Below are 20,217 nucleotides of genomic sequence, written 5' to 3'. Positions count from 1 at the left end.
CTTGGTGTCCTGGTGTCCTGGTGAATCGGTTCCGTTAAAAAGTTTGGTCTCCCCCGGCGAGCAGGCCCGCCAGCGCTGCTGGCACTTCGATAGGTAAATCCAGCAGCCAGAATGAAAGCGACTTGCCGTGCGTGTCGAGGTTGAGCGCGTCATTCACGCCGCCGTCGAGCACGTCGTCGAGCACAAAGTTCAGGGCGCCCAGCAAAGGCAGCTCAAACCGCTGCACACGACTGGGCTTGCGGTGGGCAAAGTGGCGCGCCACGGCGGCCTCCGTCACCTGCGCCCGCAGCACGGGATAAAGGTCCGGGTGCCAGGCAATCACGCTGATGTTGGACCGGTTGCCTTTGTCGCCGGTTCGCCCGTGCGCGGCGCGGTACAGCGGGACCGTGATCATGGCCTGGCTCATGCGGCCTCCCCTGCGGTAGCCAGCGCTGCGGTATCGAGCATCCTGAACGACACCTTCACAGCGTCTCGGGGCACCAGGCAGGGCAAGGTGTTGAGCCTTGGTGTCAGTGCCGTGCGCACGCCGCCGCCGCCGGCCGGTCCGCAGCAGTACAGGGCGGTGACTTCCCGCGTCAGCCGCTCGGCCTCAGCGCGGTCGGTGTGTGTGGCAGCCACGCGCAGGCGTACATCGCGCGCGTCACCGGCCGGTGTTGCGGCCAGGAGGCTGCCGGCGTCGTCGCCCATGACGCTGAGCGCGCCTATCAGGTCTACCCGCAGCGCCAGGGCCGGCAGGCGCCGGCGCAGCACATCGGCCGCCAGCCGGGCGCGGGCCTCGGCGCGCGGGCCGGCGTAAGAGATTTCACCTTCGGCCAGCCAGCCGCCCTCATGGCAGAGATTGACCTTCAGGCTGGGTGGCCGGGCATGGCCGCGCACACCGCTCAGCGCCACGCGATTAGGGCCAAGCTGTTCAATCTGCGCTGCGCTGATGTCCGCCACCACATCGGGTGTGAGGTAGGCGGCAGGGTCATGCACTTCATACAACAACTGCTCCTTGACGCTGGCAAGGTTCACCAGCCCGCCTGTGTTGGCAGCCTTGCCGATGATGCAGTTGCCGTCGGCGCTGATTTCGGCAATCGGGTAGCCGACGGCGTGCAAATCGGGAACGTCCTTGTAGCCGGGGTCTGCAAAATAACCGCCGCAAACCTGCACTCCGCACTCCAGCAAATGGCCGGCCATGGTGGCGCGTGCCAGCAGGTCCCAATCATCGGCACGCCAGCCAAAGTGCGACATGGCAGGCCCGACGGCGAGCGATGGATCGGCCACGCGGCCGGCCACCACAATTTGCGCGCCGGCGTTCAGCGCAGCGGCAATCGCTTCAGCACCGATGTAGGCATTGGCACTGACCATGCGGATGCCGTCCATCGCACTGCCCAGCTGGGTGCGCAGCAGCTCGCGGTGCCGTTCTTCCGAGAGGTCATCACCTTCGACCACCGCAATACGCGGTGCAGGCAAACCCAGCTCCCGGGCCATGGCCTGGATATGCCGCGCCGCGCCCATCGGGTTGGCCGCACCGAAGTTGCTGACGATGCGGATGTGGTGCTGCAGGCAGCGCGCCAGCACGGGACGCAGCATGTCGTCCAGCAACGGCTCAAAGCCCGCGCCGGGGTCGGCACGGCGGCGCAATTGCGCCAGCGCCAGCGTGCGCTCGGCCAGCGTCTCGAAAATCAGGAAGGCCGGCCCGCCCCGCGCGATCAGGGTGTCTACCACCGGGCCGGCCGCATCCACACGGTCACCCGAAAAGCCGGCCGCGCAACCGATCAGCAGGCTGGCGGGCGGTGTGGCGGTGTGGGGAGCGAGGGCGGCAGGGATCATCATGGCCAAGCGGTGGATGCCATGAATTTAAGCCCCCGCCTTTTATTTGTAAAATGCAAAATTCCTATCGATTGACTTGAAAATCAGATTAATGGCCGCATCCACCACCACCCCGAAAAATGCGGCCCGCCTGCCCGCACGCAGCCCCAACCTGTCGACACGCCAGCTGCGGGCATTCCTGGCGCTGGCGGAGCTGAGCAGCTTTACCCGGGCCGCTGCCGCCTGCCACCTGTCGCAGCCTGCGTTCAGCGCGCTGATCCAGACCCTGGAAGCGGAGCTGAACACCCGGCTGTTTGACCGCGACACACGCAGCGTACAGCTGACGGCCGAAGGACGCTTGTTTGAAACGCCGGCGCGGCAATTGCTGGGTGACTTCAGCGCCGCGGTGGGTGAACTGAGCGATCACGTCGAGCGCCGCAAGGGACGCGTGCATGTGGCGGCCCTGCCCTCGCTTGCGGCAGGCTGGCTGCCTTCCATCTTTGCGGAGTTCAGGCAGGCCTCGCCCGGTATTGACCTGAAACTCAGCGACCTGCTGTCTGACGCCTGCATCGAGCTGGTGCGCAGCGGCAAGGCCGACTTCGCGCTTGCCTCAACGGGCGCCACGCACGCGGGCCTGACCACGCAGCTGCTTTGCACCGACCGCTTTCACCTGGTCTGCCGCACGGATCATCCCCTGGCCACGGAAAAAGTACTGACACTGAAGAAACTGGCAGCCTTCCCGTTTATCCATATGTCGCGCAACAGCAGCGTGCGCCAGGCTCTGGACGCCGCGCTGCACCCGTTGCAGACCCATACGGTGCTGGAAGTCGACCAGCTGGCGACGGTTACCGGTATGGTTGAGGCAGGCATCGGCATCAGCGTGGTGCCGGCGCTCACGCTCTTTCACTTCGAGCGAAAGAACCTGCTGACGCGGCCGCTGGCCACGCCTGGCCTGTCACGAAAAATTTATACCGTGCGCCGGCAGGAAGGCAGCCTGTCCGTGGCGGCGCAGGCATTGCATGACCTGGTCATGGAACGCATGAAAGCGTGGCAACCCGGGCCGCAGCCGAAGCGCCGCAAACCCGGAAGGCCTTAGAGAGACCCCAGGTCCTGGACGGCATCCACCACCATGCTGGTGCCCAGCGCAATCAGCAGGATGTCGGTGGCGACACGCACATACTTGTGGCCCGAGGGCGGAGGGCCCAGACGCACCACCACCGATGCAGGCACCGGGTAATACACCACGCCGGCAGGCAGCGGTTGCCCGATGGCGTATTTTTTGGCCTGGCCGGGAGGCATGCAGCCGTTGTTTTTCTTGGCAAGGCCCGGGGGGCAATGGCCGGACTTGAATTGCTTGCCGTAGTAGTCCTGGAGCACCACACGCTGCTCGGGAACAAAATAGCCGCCGACCTTGACGTCTTCGCGGTGCTTCTTGTTGCCTTTGTCTTTTTTGCCGCCGTGGTCGTCCTGGTCTGACTGCTCCACCTGGCTGTGCTTGCCGCCCTTGTCCTTGTTCTTGCCGCCGCCGGCCCATTCGGGTTTCTCGGCAAAGCTCGCGGAGCACATCAGCGCGCCTGCCATCAAAAGTGCCAGGCTGCGGCCGGTCAGGCGCAAACCTGTTGTCGGTGTGTGTGTTGTTGTCATCGTGGTTCTCCAGTGGTTTTCTATACAGGGCTCGCCGGGCACAGGCAACAAGTGCACAGCATCCCCTTTTCAACGACGGCCTGCGGTTACCGTTGACAGGACTTTCACCTGCCGCGCTGCACGCTGCGGGCACGTCCGCACGGGCGTGCCGCTACACGCAGAGCTGCACAATTCTGGCGGCGAAACACAGCATGGGGATGTAAGGAAACAAGCTGTTTCACAGTCATACGTTGTCACGTATCTGGAGGTCTGGCGTTTTCTGCCGGCCACAATTACGACAGGAGAAAAACCTGACTGCTATATTTTTTATAGCTTCTCGCGCTTGTTCCAATTGGCCTGCAGGCATTTAAGACCTGCAAAACAATCAAACCTCAAATCACCGCGCTATTTTTTCGGCTCGGCAAACTTGAGCAGGCGTGTGGCCAGCAGCGTTTCAGCCAGGAAACAAACCAGCGCGAGAAGAAAGCACACCACGCCCGACAGAAAACAGACAGTGGCAATGCGCAGGGTCGGCAACTCACTCGTCTCACCCAAAAACAGCAGGATGATGGTAGTGCCGATCAGCATGGCGCAAAAGGTCAGAAAGGCGATGCAGATGTTGACCAACCAGCCACGCTGGCGCAACTCGCGCAGTTCGGCATACATGCGGTGCGCGCGGGCCTCTTCCACGCCGCCGGTCTCCAGCCGGTTCTCCAGGAAACGCGCGCGGTCGATGATGCGCGCCAGCCGCCCGGCGACGGCGGCGATCATTCCCGAAACAGCGGTGAGCAAAAACACCGGCGCCACTGCCAGTTGAATACCGTGGGTGACCGTTGCAAGGTCGGGCGCAAAGTTCATGCGGGGCTCCGGGGGTTCATGAAACGGGTATTGTCATGCAAACATCAGGCCAGCAGGCCTGCCGGTCGCCTGCCTTTGCGGACGATGCCCTACACGGATGTCGTCGCTGTCCGACAGCCCGCGGTGTGCGGTCGTCCCCACAATGAACTCCAAGGCAGTGCCCGCGTTGCCTTTTTCCCTGCGACCGCCATCGCGGCACAGCACCGAATTATTTCCACCAAAGGATTTCCCATGCTCGCCAATAACGAAGGACAGCGCGTCCCTGACGTGACCTTCAAGACACGCCAGAACGACCAGTGGGTTGACGTGAAAAGCACTGAACTGTTTGCCGGGAAAAACGTCGTGGTTTTTTCGCTGCCCGGCGCCTACACGCCCACCTGCTCTTCCACCCATTTGCCGCGCTTTAATGCGCTGGCCAATACCTTCAAGGCCCATGGCATTGACGACGTGGTCTGCTTCTCGGTCAATGACGCCTTTGTGATGAACGAATGGGGCAAGGCGCAGGAGGCCGGCAATATCACCTTGATTCCGGACGGCAATGGCGACTTCTCCAAAGGCATGGGCATGCTGGTCGACAAAAGCGATCTCGGCTTCGGCAAGCGCTCCTGGCGCTATTCCATGCTGGTGCGCGATGGCGTGATCAAGAAGATGTTCATCGAGCCCGAGAAGGAAGGCGACCCCTTCGAGGTTTCGGACGCCGACACCATGCTCAAGTACCTTGCACCGCAAGCCGTGGCGCCCGAGCCCATCACCCTCTTCAGCAAGCCGGGCTGCCCGTTTTGCGCGAAAGCCCGGGCCATGCTGGACGAAGCAGGTCTTAGCTACGAGGAGATCACCTTGGGCCAGGGCATCACCACCAGCACGCTGCAAGCGGTTGCAGGCGCGGGAACGGCGCCACAAGTATTCGCAGGCGGGAAAAAAATCGGCGGGTCGGAGGACCTGCAAGCCTGGTTGAAAGAGTCCCGACCAGAGCCGGAACCACGCCAGTTTCTCAGCTAGCCGGCTGCAGCACTTTCGCCCTGCGCCGGGCGCGCCAGCTGACCACCGCTTCGCAGGCGTCAAAGTGCTTGAGCAGGTTCTGCTTTTGCCGCTCGAGCAGCGAACTGGCGGCAATCATCTGCGGCCATGACTCACACGCTTTTCCCACTGCTTCATTGAGCACACCGCGCACGCGCGTTTCAAACATGCCCGTGGCGTTGCAAAAACTGCGCAGCGTTTTGGCGGTCAGCCTGGCCTGCTTTTCACCACCGGGCACAAAGCGCAGCGCGTGGCCCCTGCCGCCCAGGTAGGCCGCGTACGCCACCACGTCGTAGGCCGGAGACAGCTCGGGCGTGCGGCCACCCGGGTACACCACACCGAAGTTTTTGACGTGGGCGTCATAGTTGCCGAGCATTTCATTGACCATCACGCGGCGGATCAATTCTTCTGCAGCGCCCTCACCCAGGTGCGCCTCCAGGCTCATGCCTTCACGCAACGTCCGGGCCATGGCGGCGTAGGTTGCAGCGGGATGCGTGTATTTTTCTTCCGGCTGGATGCGCAGGATCTGCGCAAAGTCTTCGCAATGAATGTGGCCCTCAGGCCCGCGGTCAAAGCGCTTGACGGCGAGGAAATGCCGGCTTTCGCCAAGTACAAAGGGTTGCTCGGCGACGATCTCGTCCATGGGCGCCAGCCAGGCCTGGCACACGTTCACGCCGGCTGCCCGCGCAAGCCGCAGGGAAAGCTCTTCCACTTCGGGCAACAGGGCAAATTCGGCTGTGGGCAGCTTGGCGATGATGTGGATGCCTTGCGCGTCGCGGGTGCGCGCCACGTAGCGACCCGGCTGCTGCACCAGCGCCAGCTTGGGCTGAACGCCCGACAGCGATGTCGCGTCGGGCAAAGGATCGGCCGTGACGGACATTTCGAGCGCATCGTTGTGCTGTGTCACCACCCCTGCCAGCGCATCGGCATCAAGGTGCGCGGGATAGGCATACACATTGCCCGGCAAGTCTGTGCCGCAGGCAGCCAGCATGTCGAAATGGTCGTTCGGCCCGCAACCGCGCAACTGCTCCAGGTGGCGGCGCAGCGGCCCTTCGGGCAGCAGGTTCTGGAAGAAGGCCGGCAGGCGCCCGCCTTCGGCATTGAAGAATGGCGTGTTCACATAACTGCGCCAGAAAATCTCCCGGCGCTGTGGGTCGTCGTCGGTGGCAGCCCAGGAGAACACCGGCGAATCCGGGTTGGACCAAAAAACCTCGTCTGGAATGAAACGTGTGAGCGCGCTGCTGCCCGTGCCGTACTGGAACAGCAGGCCGGCACGCAAGGTGCCGATATAAATATCGAGCGCCAGAACGTTCATGGATTAGGGCCTGACGTTCTTGATGTTTGCCCCAGCGAGCTGGGAAGTTTCGGCCACGATGCGGTCCACCCGCGACAAGGCCGGCGCCGGCCCTTCGGCGGCTTGCGCCTGCAGCCCTGCAGCCACCACCTTGGGCAGCAGCAGCACCTCCAGCCCAAGCTGGTCGGCAATGGCCATCAGCGTGGTCACGCGTGGCGCCGTCTTGCCTTGCAAAACGCTGCGCACCGACAAAGGCGTCAGCCCCGTGCTTTCGGCAACGGCCTGGTAATCCAGCCCCAGGCGCTGGCGCTGGCTTTCCAGGTTGGCTGCAACTTCAGACAATGTTTTCATAGATAGAAAAATATCGTTTCTTGTTAAAACGATAGTATTTTATCTAATCAAACAACAAATATCAATACTAAACTAGCGTTTCATACAAAAACAATACTTAACTATCTATTACCGAGAGACTGACTTAATCCCTGCAGCGTCGCCGCATGCATGGGACAGCACGCACAGCTAGTCGGCATAAACACCGGCCGCCTTGATGATGGGCCCCCACCGGGCAATTTCGTTGCCCAGAAAGCTGCGGTGCCCGGCCAGCGTGGCACGGTCATCCTCCACGACCTGTATGCCTGAGGCAATTTGCGCCTGCCTGAAGGCAGGTGTTTTCATGGCCGTCCGCAGCACATCATTGAGCCGTTGCTGGATGTGCGGTGGCGTGTCCTTCGGCGCATAAAGGGCAAACCAGATGCTCAGCTCGACACCCGAAATACCGAACCGTGCCATGGTCGGAACGGCGGCGAGCGACGTGCCGGTCAGGGGTTTGGCGGAGGTCACGGCAATTGCCTTGAGCTTGCCGGCCTGGATATGGCCGACCGTCGTAGGGGTGGGGTCACAGATCATGTCCACATGCCCGCCAAGCAGGTCCGCCACTGCGGGCGCACTGCCACGGTAGGGCACGGTCGTAATGCTGACTTTCAATGAAGACTGGAGCAGCAAGCCGCACAGGTGCGATGACGAGCCCACACCGGCGTGCGCCAGCCTCACCTGCGGCTGCCGGGCCATCCAGCGGATGAGGCTCACCAAGGAGTCCACGGGCACCTGCGGCCGCGCAACCAGCACCAGAGGCGTGTCGACCACCACTCCCAGCGGCGCGAAATCCACATCCGGCTTGAAGCCCAGGTTCCGGTACAGCGCCGGTGAAGTCGCCATGCCGATGTGCCCCATCAGCAGCGTGTGACCATCGGCTGGAGCCCGCATGGCGATGACCGTGCCGAGGTTACCGCCGGCGCCGGACAGATTCTGGATAACCACAGGCTGGCGCAGCTGGGCCTGCATGGGCACGGCAAGCTCCCTGGCCAGTTTGTCCATGGGCCCCCCGGCCGCAAAGGGCACGATCAGGGTGACCGGTTTGGTGGGATAGGCCTCCTGAGCGCACGCAGACGCAGCGCAGAAGGCGAGCATGAAGGCAATGCAGATGGCTCTGGTCATAAATCCCCCTCGGGTTGGTTAAACGGATACGGATTGCGTTGCCAGGCCCCCGGCGGCAGGCGGCGGCCTGCGCGATGCGTCCACCTCGCGCGCACCAAAAGACAGGTGTTCGTTCACATCAAGCAGCGCATTCACTGCGGCTTCGTCCAGCCCGCACTGCAAGCCCACCAGGGCAGCCGCTATCGATACGCCCTCCACCCTGGACTTCTGGCAGGCACGGGCAACCAGTTCATGCGCGCGGTTCAGGCCGATGCGCCTGGCCAGCGCCATCTGCACGGTCTCGGTGACGATCGCCCCGTCTGTGAGGGCCACATTGCGCGCCATCCTTGCGGAGTCCACCACCAGTTCGTCCAGCATGGTCGTGGCCTGTGCCAGAAGGGCTCCCATCAGGGAGAAGCACAGCGGCACTGCATGCAGCTCGACATACCAGGCGTCCAGCGACCTTTCGTTCTCCACGAGCGCCGCGTCCAGCATCATCGGAGCCGTGTGGAACAGCATTCTCGACAGGGCGACGACGGACGACGCCGCGACCGGATTGTTTTTCTGCGGCATGGTGCTGCTGGCGCCCCTGCCAGCGGCAAAAGCCACTTCACCGACTTCCGTGCTGGAAAGCATCAGCAGGTCCCGGCCGATCTTTCCGAGCGTCGCAGCGATCTGCGACAAAAGAAGCACCGCCTCGGCCGGGCCGTCACGCATGCAATGCCACGCAACATCCGGTTCATTCAACCCCAGCTTTTGCATCAGGCGCCGGCGTGTTTCATGCCCCGCGCCGGAGAACGAAGCCAGCGTGCCCACGGCGCCACCCAGCTGCCCGGTCGCCACGCGCGGCACAGCCTCTGCAAGCCGGTCCATCTGCCGCAGCACGCCCGAATTCCAGACCGCAGCCTTGAAGCCGAACGTGACGGGCAACGCATGCTGCTGATTGGTCCGTCCGGCCTGGATGGTGCGCTGGTGGGCCGTGGCCAATGCGCCCAGCGCCCCCGAAAATTGCGCCAGCGAATCGCCGATCAGTGCGAACGCTTCCTGCATCTGAAGCGCCAGTGCGCAATCCATCACGTCCTGGGTCGTTGCGCCATAGTGGACATACTGGCCCAGGTCACCGCGGCACAGCTTGACCACCTGGTTCACCAGCCCCACCATGGGCAGGCCGACCATGCGTGTCTTCTGCCTGAGTTGCGCAAAATCAATGTTTTCGACGTGGGCAACGCGACAGATTTCATCAGCCGCATCCTGAGGAATCACACCCAGTTCAGCCTGCACGGCGGCAAGTTCACGCTCGAAACGAAGGCAGCGGTCGACAAAATTCCGCTCCGAAAAAATGCCCGCGATGGCCCCGCCGTCATGCAAATCACTGAAGAGCTGGTTCATTCGTCAGGCCCTTTGCGTTGCCACAGATGTTGCTAGGTGAAACAAACTGTATCCAATATGATGTCTCGGTAAAAACGATTTGTTGTGATCCCTCCGTTCTCTTTTAGCGATGGGTTGACCATGAATGTTCTGGGCCTGAAAACGTTTGCCGCCGTCGCCAGCCAGGGCGGCATTACCTCTGCCGCGCAAACGCTGCACACCGTGCAATCCAACATCACCCAGCGCATCCGGATGCTGGAATCGGAGTTGGGCCTGGCGCTTTTCAAGCGCCATAGCCGGGGCATGGAACTGACGCGGGCAGGCCAGCGGCTGCTGCCCTATGCCAACCGCATCGTGGCGCTGATGGATGAAGCGCAGGCCGCGGCCAAAGGGGAGGAAGACGCTCCAGCTGTCCTGACAATCGGCTCGATGGAGACCACCGCTGCGGTCCGGCTGCCCTCGCTGCTCGCCGCATACCGCCGCGTGCTTCCGCAGGTGGCCATCACGCTGGAAACCGGCCCGACAGCGGCACTGATCGAGGCCGTGCTCACGCGGCGCCTGGACGGTGCGTTCATCGCCGGCCCGCTCAACAACCATGCGCTGGTCAGCCTGGTCGCGTTCGAAGAAGAACTGGTACTCGTCTCGTCTGCCGGCTGGGTGCGCCCCAGTGAGCTCGGCAGGCGCCTGGAAAACGGCGCGGCGGCGATCATGTTCAAGACCGGCTGCTCTTATCGCCAGCGGTTCGAACAGCTTCTGAGCGAGCGCGGCTGGCCCAGGTACACCCGGCTTGAAATGGGCACACTGGAAGGCATCCTGGGCTGTGTTGCCGCAGAGGTCGGCATCTCGCTGCTTCCACGGTCCATTGTCGAAAACGCGGCCAACAGGTCCGCCTTACGCTGCCATCCATCGACCGGCAAGAAATACGCCGTCAAAACACTTTTTATCCGCCGGCGCGACGAGCATCCCGGCGAAGCCTTGCAGCAATTCATGAACCTGCTGTAAGCCAAGCGCATGGCATCAGAACACAGCCCCTAACCAAATTTGCGCGCTGCATCCAGCGCCAGCCCGGCGCCGATGCTGCCGAAACGGTCGCCTTCCACACTGCGTGCCTGCGGCAGCAATGCTGAAATTTGCTCACGCAGCAAAGGCACGCCGCTGGAGCCGCCGGTGAAAAATACGGTATCAATGTCGTCGGCGTTAACAACCGCGTCCTTGACCAGCCCCATCACGGTACGCGCCACGGTGCCGACCAGTTCACTGATGGCCGCGTCGAAATCGGGCCGGTGCAGGGTCAAGGTCTCGCCCGGTGCAATGCGCCCCAGGTCCATGGTGGTTTCAGGCGCGTCAGAAAGCGCGATCTTGGCCGCTTCCACCTGCATGGCCAGCCAGTGCCCTGCCCGTTCGCGCACCAGGTTTTGCAGGCGGTCCAGTTTGTCTTTCTCGATTGCGCCGCGCCGGATATCGCTGATCTGCGTCCACGACTTCTTGCTGTAGACCTGGTTGATGGTGTGCCAGGTTGCCAGGTTGAAGTACTGGGCCGACGGCACCTGCAACCCGCTGTGAAGCAGGCTGCCCAGGCCCAGCGTGGGCATCACGCTCGCAAGGCTCAGGTATTTGTCGAAGTCAGTGCCGCCTATGTGCACGCCGCCGCTGGCCAAAATATCATCACGCCTGTCTGCCTTGCGGGCACGCTCGGGCGACAGGCGCACCAGCGCGAAGTCCGAGGTGCCGCCGCCAATGTCAACCACCAGCACAAGCTCTTCACGCCTGATCTGCGACTCGTAGTCGAACGCCGCCGCAATCGGCTCGTACTGAAAGGCAATTTCTTTGAGGCCCACCGCGTGCGCGATCTCGGCCAACGTGTTTTCAGCCCGTTTGTCAGCCGCAGCGTCGTCATCCACAAAAAATACGGGGCGGCCCAGCACGGCCTGGTTGAAGGGCTGGTCTGCAGCTTTTTCAGCGCGGTGCTTGAGCTCGCCAATGAACTGCGCCAGCAGCACACGAAACGGCAGCGCGCGGCCGGCGACCTCGGTGTGCTCATCAATCATGGCCGTGCCGAGCAGGCTTTTGAGCGAACGCATCAGGCGGCCTTCATGGCCGGCCAGGTAATCGGCCAGCGCCGCCCGGCCATAGCTGACATGCTCGTCTTCGGCATGGAAAAACACCACCGACGGCAGCGTCGGTTTGCCGTCTTCAAGCGTCAGCAGCGCGGCTTGCCCGGGCCGGCTCCAGCCCGCAGTGGAGTTGGAGGTGCCGAAGTCGATCCCGCAGGCGCTGGACGCGGCGCTCACCGCCCGGCCGGCCTGGCGAAGCCGTTGTCGGCCCACGCCACGGCGCTGGCGCGATTGAGCTTGAAGGAAGGCGCGACGCGCACCTGCGCCAGCTGCTCACCCGCCTCGTCGCTGGCACTGAGCAAGCCGTGCGGGTTGTCTTCGTCAGGAACAATGTCGAGCGAAACCGTGATGCGCCCCGCATTCGCCGTCACGGTGATGCTTTGGTGCAGCGTGGCATGCAGCTGCTGCTCATGCCGGCGCACAAATTCGGAAGCGGTTTTGACCAGCGTGCTGAAGGCCGGGCCATCCAGCGGCTTGGGGTTCTTCTTGTCGCGCCCCATGGTCCAAGGCCCCACCAGCGCAGGCTCGGGCTCGCCGTCCTTGATCATCGCGACAGCCCAGCCGTCGTCGTCTTCGTTCTTGATGACTTTGGCCGTCCAGCCGTCGCCGCACCAAAGCCTGGGCTCCTGGATGGGTTGAGTGTCGTTGGGGGATTCATCGGCCAGGCCGGCCGGGGTGCGGGAGTCAGTCAAAACGCGGTCACTCGGGTGAAGCGCCCCGGCAAGGAGCCGGGGGCAAATTCAGGTCACGCACCGACTTCAGACACCACGGCGCGCAGGGGGAGCGGATTTTACAGCCCCTCCCCCAAACCCCTCACAACCCAAGGTCGCTCAAACCCGGGTGATCATCGGGCCGGCGCCCAAGCGGCCAGTGAAACTTGCGTTCGGCGGGCTTGATGGGCAGGTCGTTGATGCTGGCGTGGCGCACGGCCATCAGGCCGTTTTCGTCGAACTCCCAGTTCTCATTGCCATAGGAGCGAAACCAGTTGCCCGCATCGTCATGCCACTCATAGGCAAAGCGCACCGCGATGCGGTTGCCGCCAAAGGCCCAGAGCTCCTTGATGAGGCGGTAGTCCAGTTCACGCACCCATTTGCGCGTCAGCAGCGCGGCAATTTCCTCACGCCCCGTGACGAACTCGGCGCGGTTGCGCCATTTGCTTTGCGGCGTGTAGGCCATGGAAACACGCTGAGGCTCACGCGTGTTCCAGCCGTCTTCGGCGGCACGGACTTTCTGCACGGCGGTTTCAAACGTAAAAGGGGGAAGCGGCGGCCGTGATTCCATGGGGATCTCCTGGGGTTGAACAAAATGGGCGAAATGGGCAGAAAACCAGATGTAGACAGATTTGTCTACTTTGATGAAATTCTGTCACATGTAGACAGATCTGTCTATGTCGCATCTACAATGACGCCATGGACCTCTCCACCCTCCCCGCACGCGAGCGAATCCTCGTCACGGCACACGAACTTTTCTACCGCGACGGCCTGCGCGCGACCGGCATCGACCGCATCATTGCGGAATCGGGCGTGGCCAAGCTCACCTTCTACCGGCACTTTCCCAGCAAGGACGAATTGATCCGCACCTTCCTGGACTACCGGCATGAACGCTGGATGGGCTGGTTTGTCGACGCCTTGGGCCGCCATGGTGCACAACCCGGCGGTGGGCTGGCGCCGCTGGTGCAGGCCATGGCCGAGTGGTTTGCCGATCCGGCGTTTCGCGGTTGCGCTTTCATCAACGCCGTGGCGGAAGTGGGTGGCACCCAGCCGGGCGTGGCAGACATTGCACGCCGGCACAAGCAGGACATGCAGCAGGTCATTGCCGATTTGCTACCCGGTGGCGCGGGCCAGGCAGAGGCGGCGCGGGCAGCCGCGCTGGCAGTGGACGGCGCCATCGTACGGGCGCAGATGGACGGCGCTGACGCGGCGCTGGCGGGCCTGCGCCTATTGCTGAACGGGCTGGACAGTCCGGCCGGCAAAGCGGGCGGCCGCTAGGTTTTTCCAGGCCGGCGCGATTTTTCTTTGGGCCGCGACGCAAGCGCAACACCCGCACGCTCAGCCACCTTCACGGCGGGGCGTTTGCCCGACGCCACCCACTCGCCGTAAAAGTCGATCTTGCTGTCCAGCAGCTTGAGTGCCAGTTGCCATTCGGCAATCATGTCCTTGACCTGCGCGCGGTGCGCGGCCAGCAGCGCCTGCCGCTGCCTGAGCGTGCTGCTGCCCTGCTTGACCAGCGCGGTGTACTCCCGCATTTCGGCAATCGACATGCCGGTGCGCCGCAGCCGGTCCATCAGGTCCAGCCAGCTGATGTGCAGATCGCCATAGACGCGTCGGCCGCCGGCGTCGCGCGTCACGCCGGGGATCAGACCCTGTGCCTCATACCAGCGTATGGTGTGCACGCTGCGCCCGGTGCGTGCGGCAAGTTGCCCGATCAGAAAACTTTCAGCCATGCCCGACTGTATAACGGCTCAGGCGGCCAACGCGGGCGCCTCCAGCGCAGCGCTCACCAGGGCGGTGTCGAAGTACTCCGTCAGCTCTTTCATTTGCCCGCCTTCCATGCGGCAAACATAGCAATAGCGGTTGTTGTAGGCCTTGCCGGCATGGGTGGTAACTTGCCCGCGGAACTCGATGACGACCATGTCGCCGTCGGCCATGACGCGCTCTGTGGTGCTGACATAGGGCGTGGCGAACTGGGCAAACAGCGGCCGCAGCAGCTCGGTGACGACGGCCTGCTTGCCGCGGTAGGTGCGCGACCAGGGCGTGCTGCCCTCAAGGGTCCAGCAGAAATCGTCTGCCATGGCGTCGACAAATGCCTGGCCGTTGCCTTTGTCCAGTTCAGCCATGACCTCCTGCATGCGCAGGCGGTTGGCCGCTGTGATGTCGGTGGTGGGTGCTGCACTCATGATGAAACTCCTTGAAGGCTTCTTCGCATCGACTGCGAAGTGGGTATGAAGTGGGTAAAGGCCGGCAACATTGCCAGGGCCCTGAAAGGATTGGAATACCTTGAGTGCACTCAAGGTCAAGCCCTGGAGGCAGAATCCCGCAAAATCCACCATGAAATCGGCCGCCAGCGCAATGTGGTCAAGCGCGAGCAGCTATTTTTTTAATAGCAAACCTACAATGGCGCATGAACCCCAAAAAGCCTGCAACGAGTGAATGGGTCAGCAAGATGCTGGCGGTGCTGAAAACCGGCAACACCCCGGCAGCGCTGGCCCAGATCAAGGCCACCACCAGCAGCAAGGACTTGCAGCAATTGCACGCCGCGCTGGAGAAAGCGCAACTCCTCAAACAGCTCAAGAGCGTTGACACCGCCATTTCCGACCAGTTGCGGGCGCTGGCCTCGCCTCGGCTGAGCCGCTCGCCCTGAACGCTTCAGGTCCGCTCCCTTTCAGGCGGGGCGGATTTCAAACTGCGCGTCGCCCATATACCGGTTCGGTCCCAGCGCGGCCGTCACGGCAGCCAGCTCGGCCGCCTGCCATTGGTTGAAGATTTCCAGTTCGTCGCTTGACAGGACATCTTCGGCCGGCGCTTCGCCGTAAGTCGCCACCAGTTTCATGTAGGCCGCGTACACCGGCCAGACCAGGCTTTCGTCTCCCAGCTCGGTTTCCACCGCCGTTCGGAAGCGTTGCTCAGCGGCCTGCAGCTCTTCTGCGGAGGCGTCTTCATAGGCGTAAAGCCTGAGGCGGTAGCTCACGGTTGTTTCTCTCAAGGCAAAACGGGACAAGGATCAGGGCGTTTGCGACTTCACCGGTGCAGGAGGCATGCCCTGCGTCAGCTCGATGCGGCGCCGCAGCTTTGCAGCTTCCTGGGTGTCGCCACCCTGCTCTGCCCGTCGCAGCTGAACGCCCAGCCAGGCCAGCAGCGGCCGGCGCCAGCCTTTCACAGACGCCGTATCAATCGCCTGGGTGATCACGGCAGGACTGGCTTTACCGGCCTGCAGCATCACGCCGGCAGCCACCAGTTTCGACAACGGGTCGGCAATGGCCGCCACAGCACCGACGTCACCAGCCGCCGCCCGGCGTTGCGCTTCAGGCAGCAAGGCAATGCCCTGCGGCTGCACCTGACCCTTGAGGTAATCAGCGTAGGCGCGCTGGGCGTCGGTGGCGTCTTCGCGCAGTTTCTCAAAACCGGTGCAGGGCTCGTCCAGCACCAGGCTGGCAACCCGGGTGGCGCAGTGCAGCAGCTCGGCGGTGGCTAACAGTTCGGCCCGGCCGGAGCGTGTCAGCTGCGTGCGGGCGCGCCCGAGTTCGGCCATCTCGACGCGGCTGTTGCCTTCCATGTAGGCGGCCACAGAGCGGTCCATCGAACCTTTGGCCTCGAGTTGCCAGTCGGGCGGTTGCGGGCCGCCGGCACAGGCGGCCAGCAGCAAGGCCGAAGTCAGCGCGGCGGCATACGTAAAGATGTTCTTCATGGCAGCTTCATCTCCGCATCGCGGGCGTCTTTGGCGAAAGGCCATTTGCGGCTGATTTCGTTGATCAACCCCTCAACCTTGCGCAGGCTGGCTTCCACGTCGGCGCGCAGCACGCCCAGGTCGTCAGTGGCATCTTTGGCGTTGCGGGTGACGGCCTGGGCGTCCTGCAGCAATGCATCCACTTTCTTGAGGCTGGTGCGGGCCTCGCCCAGCATGGCGTTGAGCTGAACCACGGTGGCCCGGGTTTCGGGCATCAGTCCCTTGTCGCCGAACACCTGGGTGTCGGTCTTGGCGGCCAGCCCGTCGAGTTTGGTGAGTAGCGAGTTGGTGCGCTCCAGCGTGGCGGCAAACTTTTTGGCCTCGGCCTCGCTGCCCAGCAACACTGTCAACGCACCGCCCGGCCCGTTCAGCCGCTCCGTCAGCGTCTGCAGGTTGGCCAGACTGGTACCCACCGCACCGCCGCTTCCCGTCAGGGTGTTGAGGTTTTCAATCAGGTCCTTGGCGGCAGCGATCACTTTGGGCACTTCGCCGGCCGCATCGCCCAGCAGCACCGTGCGTTCCGCGCCGTCGGGCAGCAGCGGGTCGTTCAACAAGCCGGTGTAGGCGCGGATGTTGGTGCCGCCGACGAGGCCGCGTACCAGCGTGAAGACGCTGGTGGTGCGCAGCCAGTGGGCGTCCTTGGCGGCCACATCCACCAATATGCGGGCCTTGCCGTCGCTGGCCAGCTCGATGCGCTTGACGCGGCCTATCGGGAAACCCGAGAAAGTCAGGTCCATGCCGACCACCACGCCTTCGGAGTCTTCGGCGATGAGCACCAGCCGCTGGGTGGACTCAAAGGCCCCGCGCGCATACATCACATAAAGGGCCGAGCCCACCACCAGCAGCAGCATGAAGATCAGGAGAAGCCGGGCCTTGAATTCCAGGTTGGCGATTTCCGCCGGCGAAGACTCCGGCTCCCGCGCGGGCTGGAGCGGATCCGGCCGGCCGTGCTCAGGGGATGAAGGGTCGTGGGGTGAGCTCATGGATTGTTATTTGGTATTTATTGAGGCGGTCAATAATAGTTGCCGACCAGCGAAGCCACTTCAATCAGCAAAATCACGGCGAACATGCGCACGAGGCCGCGCATCTCGGCGCTGGTGCGCACGCTGGCTTCGCCCATGCCGTAAAGCGCCGAGGCCATGGGGATCAGCGACACGGCCAGGCAGAAGAACAGGGTTTTGAGCACAAAGATCAGCGTGACGGAAGGGCTGAAGACCTGACCGAACAGCCGGGTATAGGCCGCCAGGCCCGACAAGGCGAAGCCGTAGGTTGCCAAATAAGCCACCACCAGCGCCACCACGCAACTAAGCGCAGCCAGCGTGATGCCGGAGAACATGCCCGCCACCACGCGCGGCAGCACCTCGCGCCGCACCGGCTCGATGCCGCGCTCGCGCATCTCGTCGAGTTCGCCGCTGGCCTGCATGGCCGTGAGTTCGGCGCCATCAGGGATGGTGCAGCGCAGCGCCACAAAAAGCGCCGCCGTCAGCGGAATAAGTTCAAGCACCAGCACGCGGATCACGACCTGCAACGCGTACTGCGACAAGCCGTAGCTCAGCGCGGTCACCAGCACGATCCGCGTGAGCACCACGGTGACCAGCGCGCACAGCAAGGTAAAGCCCAGCAGGATGGGCGCCGTGTTGATGTAGATGTGGCGGGACAGCACCGTGCGGCTTTGCGGGCTGTAGCTGGAAGGCGAGAGGGTCAGCACCAGGATGATCGCGCCCAATTTCACCAGGCGCCACCATTCGATCAGCCAGTGCTGGGCGGTACGGCGTGTTTGCGAGAGGCGGCCTTGCCAGGATGATGCTGTTGAAGCCATTGGGCCATGATACCCGCGGGCTATTGCCGTCGATGTAGGATGGCAGGCGTTTTGCGCGGCGTGGGCCAGCTCCCGGCCCACGATCACCGCCATCCTTCTTTCTTCATTTCGTCACCGTTTCATCATGGCCATTGACACCTGGACCGCCTACTTCCTCGCCTCCATCCTGATCGCGCTCTCACCCGGCTCGGGCGCGGTGCTGGCCATGAGCCATGGCCTGAGCTACGGCATGCGGCGCACGCGTGCCACCATCGCGGGCTTGCAGATCGGGCTGGTGGTGATTTTGCTGGTGGCCGGGGCGGGGGTGGGCTCATTGCTGGTGGCGTCCGAGCTGGCCTTCAGCATCGTGAAAATCCTGGGCGCGCTCTACCTCATCTATATCGGCTGGTCGCAGTGGCGCTCATCGAACGGTATAGCAGCGGAAGATGCCGGCCCCGCAGCCGATGCGAACGGTATTTCAGCGCGCAGGCGCTTTCTCACCGGCCTGCTGACCAACGTCACCAACCCCAAGGGCATTCTTTTCATGGTCGCAGTGCTGCCGCAGTTCATCAGCCCCGCCAGGCCGCTGTGGCCCCAGTTGCTGGTGATGGCGCTCACGACTGTGGCGGTCGACACCGTGGTGATGCACGGCTACGCATTTGCCGCGAGCCGTTTGCAAAAGCTGTTCAGGAACGCACGTGCGGTGCGGCTGCAAAACCGGCTGTTCGGTGGCATGTTGATGGCAGTGGGTGCGGGCCTGTTCTTTGTCAAACGCAGCCACGCTGCGGCGCATTAGACGCGTCGATCGCTATCAAAACAGTAGCTACTCGCGCATACCCCTAAAGGGCTGGAGCCCTAAAACCCTCAAAATAGCAGCGCCATGCCCTCAAGCCGGCCGGGGCCCAGCTTGCGACACAATGCCCGCCAGCTTGCGCAGGGCGCTGTCGGTCTCGCTGGAAAACGGTGAGCCGCAACTGATGCGCAGGAAGTGGTCAAAGCGGTTCGAGTTGGAAAACATGGAACCGGGCGCCACCCGTATGCCCTGCCGGATGGCGATGTCGAATACCGCCTGCGCTGAGGTACCCGCCGGCAACTCCACCCAGAGCATCATGCTGCCACGGGGCACCGACAACCGGGTTCCGGCGGGAAAGTGCGCCGCAATCGCCTCGGCCATCTGCTCGCGCTGCACGTTGAGCATGCGGCGCAGCCTGGCCAGGTGGCGGTCATAGGCGCTGGAGGCCATRAACTCGGCCACGGCCAGCTGGCCCACCATGTCGTTGGCGCGGCTTTGCGCGTACTTGAGCATCTTGATGCGCGCCTGCCAGCGTCCGCCGGCGACCCAGCCCAGACGCAGCCCGGGCGCCAGGGTCTTGCGCAGCGATGCGCAGTAAATCACCGAGCCGCTTCGGTCCCAGGCCTTGGCCGCCTTCAGCGGAATGTCGTCGGGCCCCAGCGCGCCATAGGTATCGTCTTCAATCAGCGCGACCTGCTGGCGATCACACAGTGCGACGAGCTTTTCCTTTTCGGCGTCGGGCATCACGCTGCCGAGCGGATTGTGGAAATTGGGGATCACCACCACGGCGCGTATGCGGTCGTGCGTCTGGAAGGCCAAATCCAGCGCCTCCACGGAAATCCCCAGCTTCGGGCTGGTGGGAATCTCCAGCGCGCGCAGACCCAGGCTTTCGAGGATCTGCAGCAGGCCATGGTACGTCGGTGACTCGACGGCCACGGTGTCCCCCGGCCGAGCCACCGCACGCAAGGCAACGTTCAGCGATTCAATACAGCCGTGCGTGACCAGGATGTCATCTGCCGACAGCCGCATGCCGGCCTCCAGCGCCCGCTTGGCCAGCACGGCATTGAGCGGTGAATCGTTGAGGAAGTCCGGCGGGTTCACCAGCAGTTGCGGGTGCTTGCGCAACGCGCGCGTGGCGGCGTTTTTGAGGGCCTCGGCCGGGTACATCTCGGGCGAGCCGTAGGTGCCTGCCAGGTTGGTCACCAGCGGGTAGACATCGCATTTGGCGACGAAATCGGACACCCGGTCATGGATGCCGACGTACTGTGCCGGATCCAGCCTGTGGCCGCATTCCGGCTCGCTGGGCGGCTGGATATCCATCCGGCGACGCTTGAGCACAAAGTAGCCCGAACGCGGCCGCGCCTCCAGCAGGCCTTCGTCTTCCAGCGTGTGGCAGGCCTCCACCGCCGTCGACAGGCTGACCTGGTGCAGCCGCGTCAGCGCCCTGACGGACGGCATGCGCTGCCCCGGCATCAAAACGCCGGACTGGATCGCCTGGCGGTAATGGCTGGAGAGCTGTAAATACAGCGGTTGCGACAGGGATGGCGAGGGTTGCAGGTCCATAAACCGAATGATCCGTGAAGGGGAAGCCGGGACACAGCCACAGATGGGGCGAAATCAGACCATAACAGATGAATAAACA

The 20,217-nt window shown here is 63.3% G+C and carries 24 protein-coding genes; 6 read left to right on the top strand and 18 right to left on the bottom strand.

The genetic code is table 11. The annotated features are described in order from the left end of the window. Positions 1–34 precede the first annotated feature (34 nt). A complete protein-coding gene (locus AC1DZE_RS08845) occupies positions 35–406 on the bottom strand; it encodes an AtuA-related protein (protein ID WP_477669307.1) in 372 nt (123 codons plus the stop codon). Then, positions 403–1,815, bottom strand: coding sequence for an acyclic terpene utilization AtuA family protein (locus AC1DZE_RS08840; protein ID WP_477669617.1), 1,413 nt, complete (start codon positions 1,813–1,815; stop codon positions 403–405). The genes AC1DZE_RS08845 and AC1DZE_RS08840 overlap by 4 nt, the downstream gene beginning before the upstream one ends. Positions 1,816–1,906: 91 nt before the next feature. Between AC1DZE_RS08840 and AC1DZE_RS08835 the strand changes: the two genes are divergently transcribed. Continuing rightward, a complete protein-coding gene (locus tag AC1DZE_RS08835; protein WP_477669616.1) occupies positions 1,907–2,890 on the top strand; it encodes a LysR family transcriptional regulator in 984 nt (327 codons plus the stop codon). Here AC1DZE_RS08835 and AC1DZE_RS08830 read toward each other — a convergent pair. Beyond that, complete coding sequence (locus tag AC1DZE_RS08830) at positions 2,887–3,438, bottom strand: hypothetical protein (RefSeq protein ID WP_477669306.1); 552 nt, start codon at positions 3,436–3,438, stop codon at positions 2,887–2,889. The two genes, AC1DZE_RS08835 and AC1DZE_RS08830, sit on opposite strands and share 4 nt — an antisense overlap. Positions 3,439–3,822: 384 nt before the next feature. Then, complete coding sequence (locus AC1DZE_RS08825) at positions 3,823–4,275, bottom strand: DUF2721 domain-containing protein (protein ID WP_457280618.1); 453 nt, start codon at positions 4,273–4,275, stop codon at positions 3,823–3,825. A 231-nt stretch (positions 4,276–4,506) separates the two neighbouring features. Here AC1DZE_RS08825 and AC1DZE_RS08820 point away from each other — a divergent pair, with 231 nt between their 5' ends. Next, entirely contained in the window at positions 4,507–5,274 is a 768-nt protein-coding gene (locus AC1DZE_RS08820; RefSeq protein ID WP_477669305.1) for a glutathione peroxidase, read from the top strand. Here the strand turns inward: AC1DZE_RS08820 and AC1DZE_RS08815 are convergent. The 4 genes from AC1DZE_RS08815 to AC1DZE_RS08800 all read right to left on the bottom strand — a co-directional run bounded on the left by AC1DZE_RS08815 (position 5,267) and on the right by AC1DZE_RS08800 (position 9,448). Next, complete coding sequence (locus AC1DZE_RS08815) at positions 5,267–6,607, bottom strand: type II toxin-antitoxin system HipA family toxin (protein ID WP_477669304.1); 1,341 nt, start codon at positions 6,605–6,607, stop codon at positions 5,267–5,269. The genes AC1DZE_RS08820 and AC1DZE_RS08815 overlap by 8 nt on opposite strands. Before the next feature lie 3 nt (positions 6,608–6,610). Next, positions 6,611–6,937, bottom strand: a complete 327-nt coding sequence (locus AC1DZE_RS08810) for a helix-turn-helix domain-containing protein (RefSeq protein WP_477669303.1) — start codon at positions 6,935–6,937, stop codon at positions 6,611–6,613. Between the two features lie 168 nt (positions 6,938–7,105). After that, entirely contained in the window at positions 7,106–8,080 is a 975-nt protein-coding gene (locus AC1DZE_RS08805) for a tripartite tricarboxylate transporter substrate-binding protein (protein ID WP_477669302.1), read from the bottom strand. A gap of 18 nt (positions 8,081–8,098) precedes the next feature. Further along, a complete protein-coding gene (locus tag AC1DZE_RS08800) occupies positions 8,099–9,448 on the bottom strand; it encodes a class-II fumarase/aspartase family protein (protein ID WP_477669301.1) in 1,350 nt (449 codons plus the stop codon). A gap of 120 nt (positions 9,449–9,568) precedes the next feature. On the opposite strand from AC1DZE_RS08800, the gene AC1DZE_RS08795 reads away from it, so the two are divergent. Continuing rightward, entirely contained in the window at positions 9,569–10,429 is an 861-nt protein-coding gene (locus tag AC1DZE_RS08795) for a LysR substrate-binding domain-containing protein (protein WP_477699958.1), read from the top strand. A gap of 29 nt (positions 10,430–10,458) precedes the next feature. Here AC1DZE_RS08795 and AC1DZE_RS08790 read toward each other — a convergent pair whose 3' ends face one another. The 3 genes from AC1DZE_RS08790 to AC1DZE_RS08780 all read right to left on the bottom strand — a co-directional run bounded on the left by AC1DZE_RS08790 (position 10,459) and on the right by AC1DZE_RS08780 (position 12,822). Next, positions 10,459–11,754: an Hsp70 family protein gene (locus tag AC1DZE_RS08790; protein WP_477699957.1), complete on the bottom strand. Its 1,296-nt coding sequence runs from the start codon at positions 11,752–11,754 to the stop codon at positions 10,459–10,461. Beyond that, positions 11,715–12,233: a hypothetical protein gene (locus AC1DZE_RS08785; RefSeq protein WP_477673911.1), complete on the bottom strand. Its 519-nt coding sequence runs from the start codon at positions 12,231–12,233 to the stop codon at positions 11,715–11,717. The genes AC1DZE_RS08790 and AC1DZE_RS08785 overlap by 40 nt, the downstream gene beginning before the upstream one ends. A gap of 121 nt (positions 12,234–12,354) precedes the next feature. Beyond that, the gene (locus AC1DZE_RS08780; protein ID WP_477673910.1) at positions 12,355–12,822 is read right to left on the bottom strand and encodes a nuclear transport factor 2 family protein; all 468 of its coding nucleotides are present in this window, start codon (positions 12,820–12,822) and stop codon (positions 12,355–12,357) included. Between the two features lie 128 nt (positions 12,823–12,950). Between AC1DZE_RS08780 and AC1DZE_RS08775 the strand changes: the two genes are divergently transcribed. Next, on the top strand, positions 12,951–13,529 hold the full coding sequence (locus tag AC1DZE_RS08775) for a TetR/AcrR family transcriptional regulator (protein ID WP_477673909.1): 579 nt from the start codon (positions 12,951–12,953) through the stop codon (positions 13,527–13,529). On the opposite strand, the gene AC1DZE_RS08770 is transcribed toward AC1DZE_RS08775, so the two are convergent. Next, a complete protein-coding gene (locus tag AC1DZE_RS08770) occupies positions 13,526–13,984 on the bottom strand; it encodes a MerR family transcriptional regulator (protein ID WP_477669295.1) in 459 nt (152 codons plus the stop codon). The genes AC1DZE_RS08775 and AC1DZE_RS08770 overlap by 4 nt on opposite strands. An 18-nt stretch (positions 13,985–14,002) precedes the next feature. Continuing rightward, entirely contained in the window at positions 14,003–14,437 is a 435-nt protein-coding gene (locus AC1DZE_RS08765; protein ID WP_477669294.1) for a nuclear transport factor 2 family protein, read from the bottom strand. A gap of 224 nt (positions 14,438–14,661) precedes the next feature. Between AC1DZE_RS08765 and AC1DZE_RS08760 the strand changes: the two genes are divergently transcribed. After that, positions 14,662–14,901, top strand: coding sequence for a hypothetical protein (locus AC1DZE_RS08760; protein WP_477669293.1), 240 nt, complete (start codon positions 14,662–14,664; stop codon positions 14,899–14,901). Positions 14,902–14,922: 21 nt separating this feature from the next. Here the strand turns inward: AC1DZE_RS08760 and AC1DZE_RS08755 are convergent, their stop codons facing one another. The 4 genes from AC1DZE_RS08755 to AC1DZE_RS08740 are packed head-to-tail and all read right to left on the bottom strand — an operon-like array spanning position 14,923 to position 17,803. Next, positions 14,923–15,228: a hypothetical protein gene (locus tag AC1DZE_RS08755; protein ID WP_477669292.1), complete on the bottom strand. Its 306-nt coding sequence runs from the start codon at positions 15,226–15,228 to the stop codon at positions 14,923–14,925. A gap of 33 nt (positions 15,229–15,261) precedes the next feature. Continuing rightward, on the bottom strand, positions 15,262–15,945 hold the full coding sequence (locus AC1DZE_RS08750) for a hypothetical protein (RefSeq protein ID WP_477669291.1): 684 nt from the start codon (positions 15,943–15,945) through the stop codon (positions 15,262–15,264). Next, on the bottom strand, positions 15,942–16,967 hold the full coding sequence (locus tag AC1DZE_RS08745) for an MlaD family protein (protein ID WP_477669290.1): 1,026 nt from the start codon (positions 16,965–16,967) through the stop codon (positions 15,942–15,944). Before AC1DZE_RS08745 ends, AC1DZE_RS08750 begins: the two co-directional genes overlap by 4 nt. 29 nt (positions 16,968–16,996) lie before the next feature. After that, positions 16,997–17,803 (bottom strand): MlaE family ABC transporter permease, encoded by an 807-nt coding sequence (locus AC1DZE_RS08740; RefSeq protein ID WP_477669289.1) that lies wholly within the window; start codon positions 17,801–17,803, stop codon positions 16,997–16,999. A 124-nt stretch (positions 17,804–17,927) separates the two neighbouring features. Between AC1DZE_RS08740 and AC1DZE_RS08735 the strand changes: the two genes are divergently transcribed. Then, on the top strand, positions 17,928–18,578 hold the full coding sequence (locus AC1DZE_RS08735) for a LysE family transporter (protein WP_477669288.1): 651 nt from the start codon (positions 17,928–17,930) through the stop codon (positions 18,576–18,578). 90 nt (positions 18,579–18,668) lie between these two features. On the opposite strand, the gene AC1DZE_RS08730 is transcribed toward AC1DZE_RS08735, so the two are convergent. Further along, positions 18,669–20,138 carry an aminotransferase-like domain-containing protein gene (locus AC1DZE_RS08730; RefSeq protein WP_477699956.1) on the bottom strand — a complete coding sequence of 490 codons (1,470 nt, stop codon included), beginning with the start codon at positions 20,136–20,138 and terminating at the stop codon, positions 18,669–18,671. Positions 20,139–20,217: the final 79 nt, after the last annotated feature.

Source organism: Polaromonas sp. P1_F1 (assembly GCF_056405795.1).
This window is presented reverse-complemented; position numbering and strand designations above follow the sequence as displayed.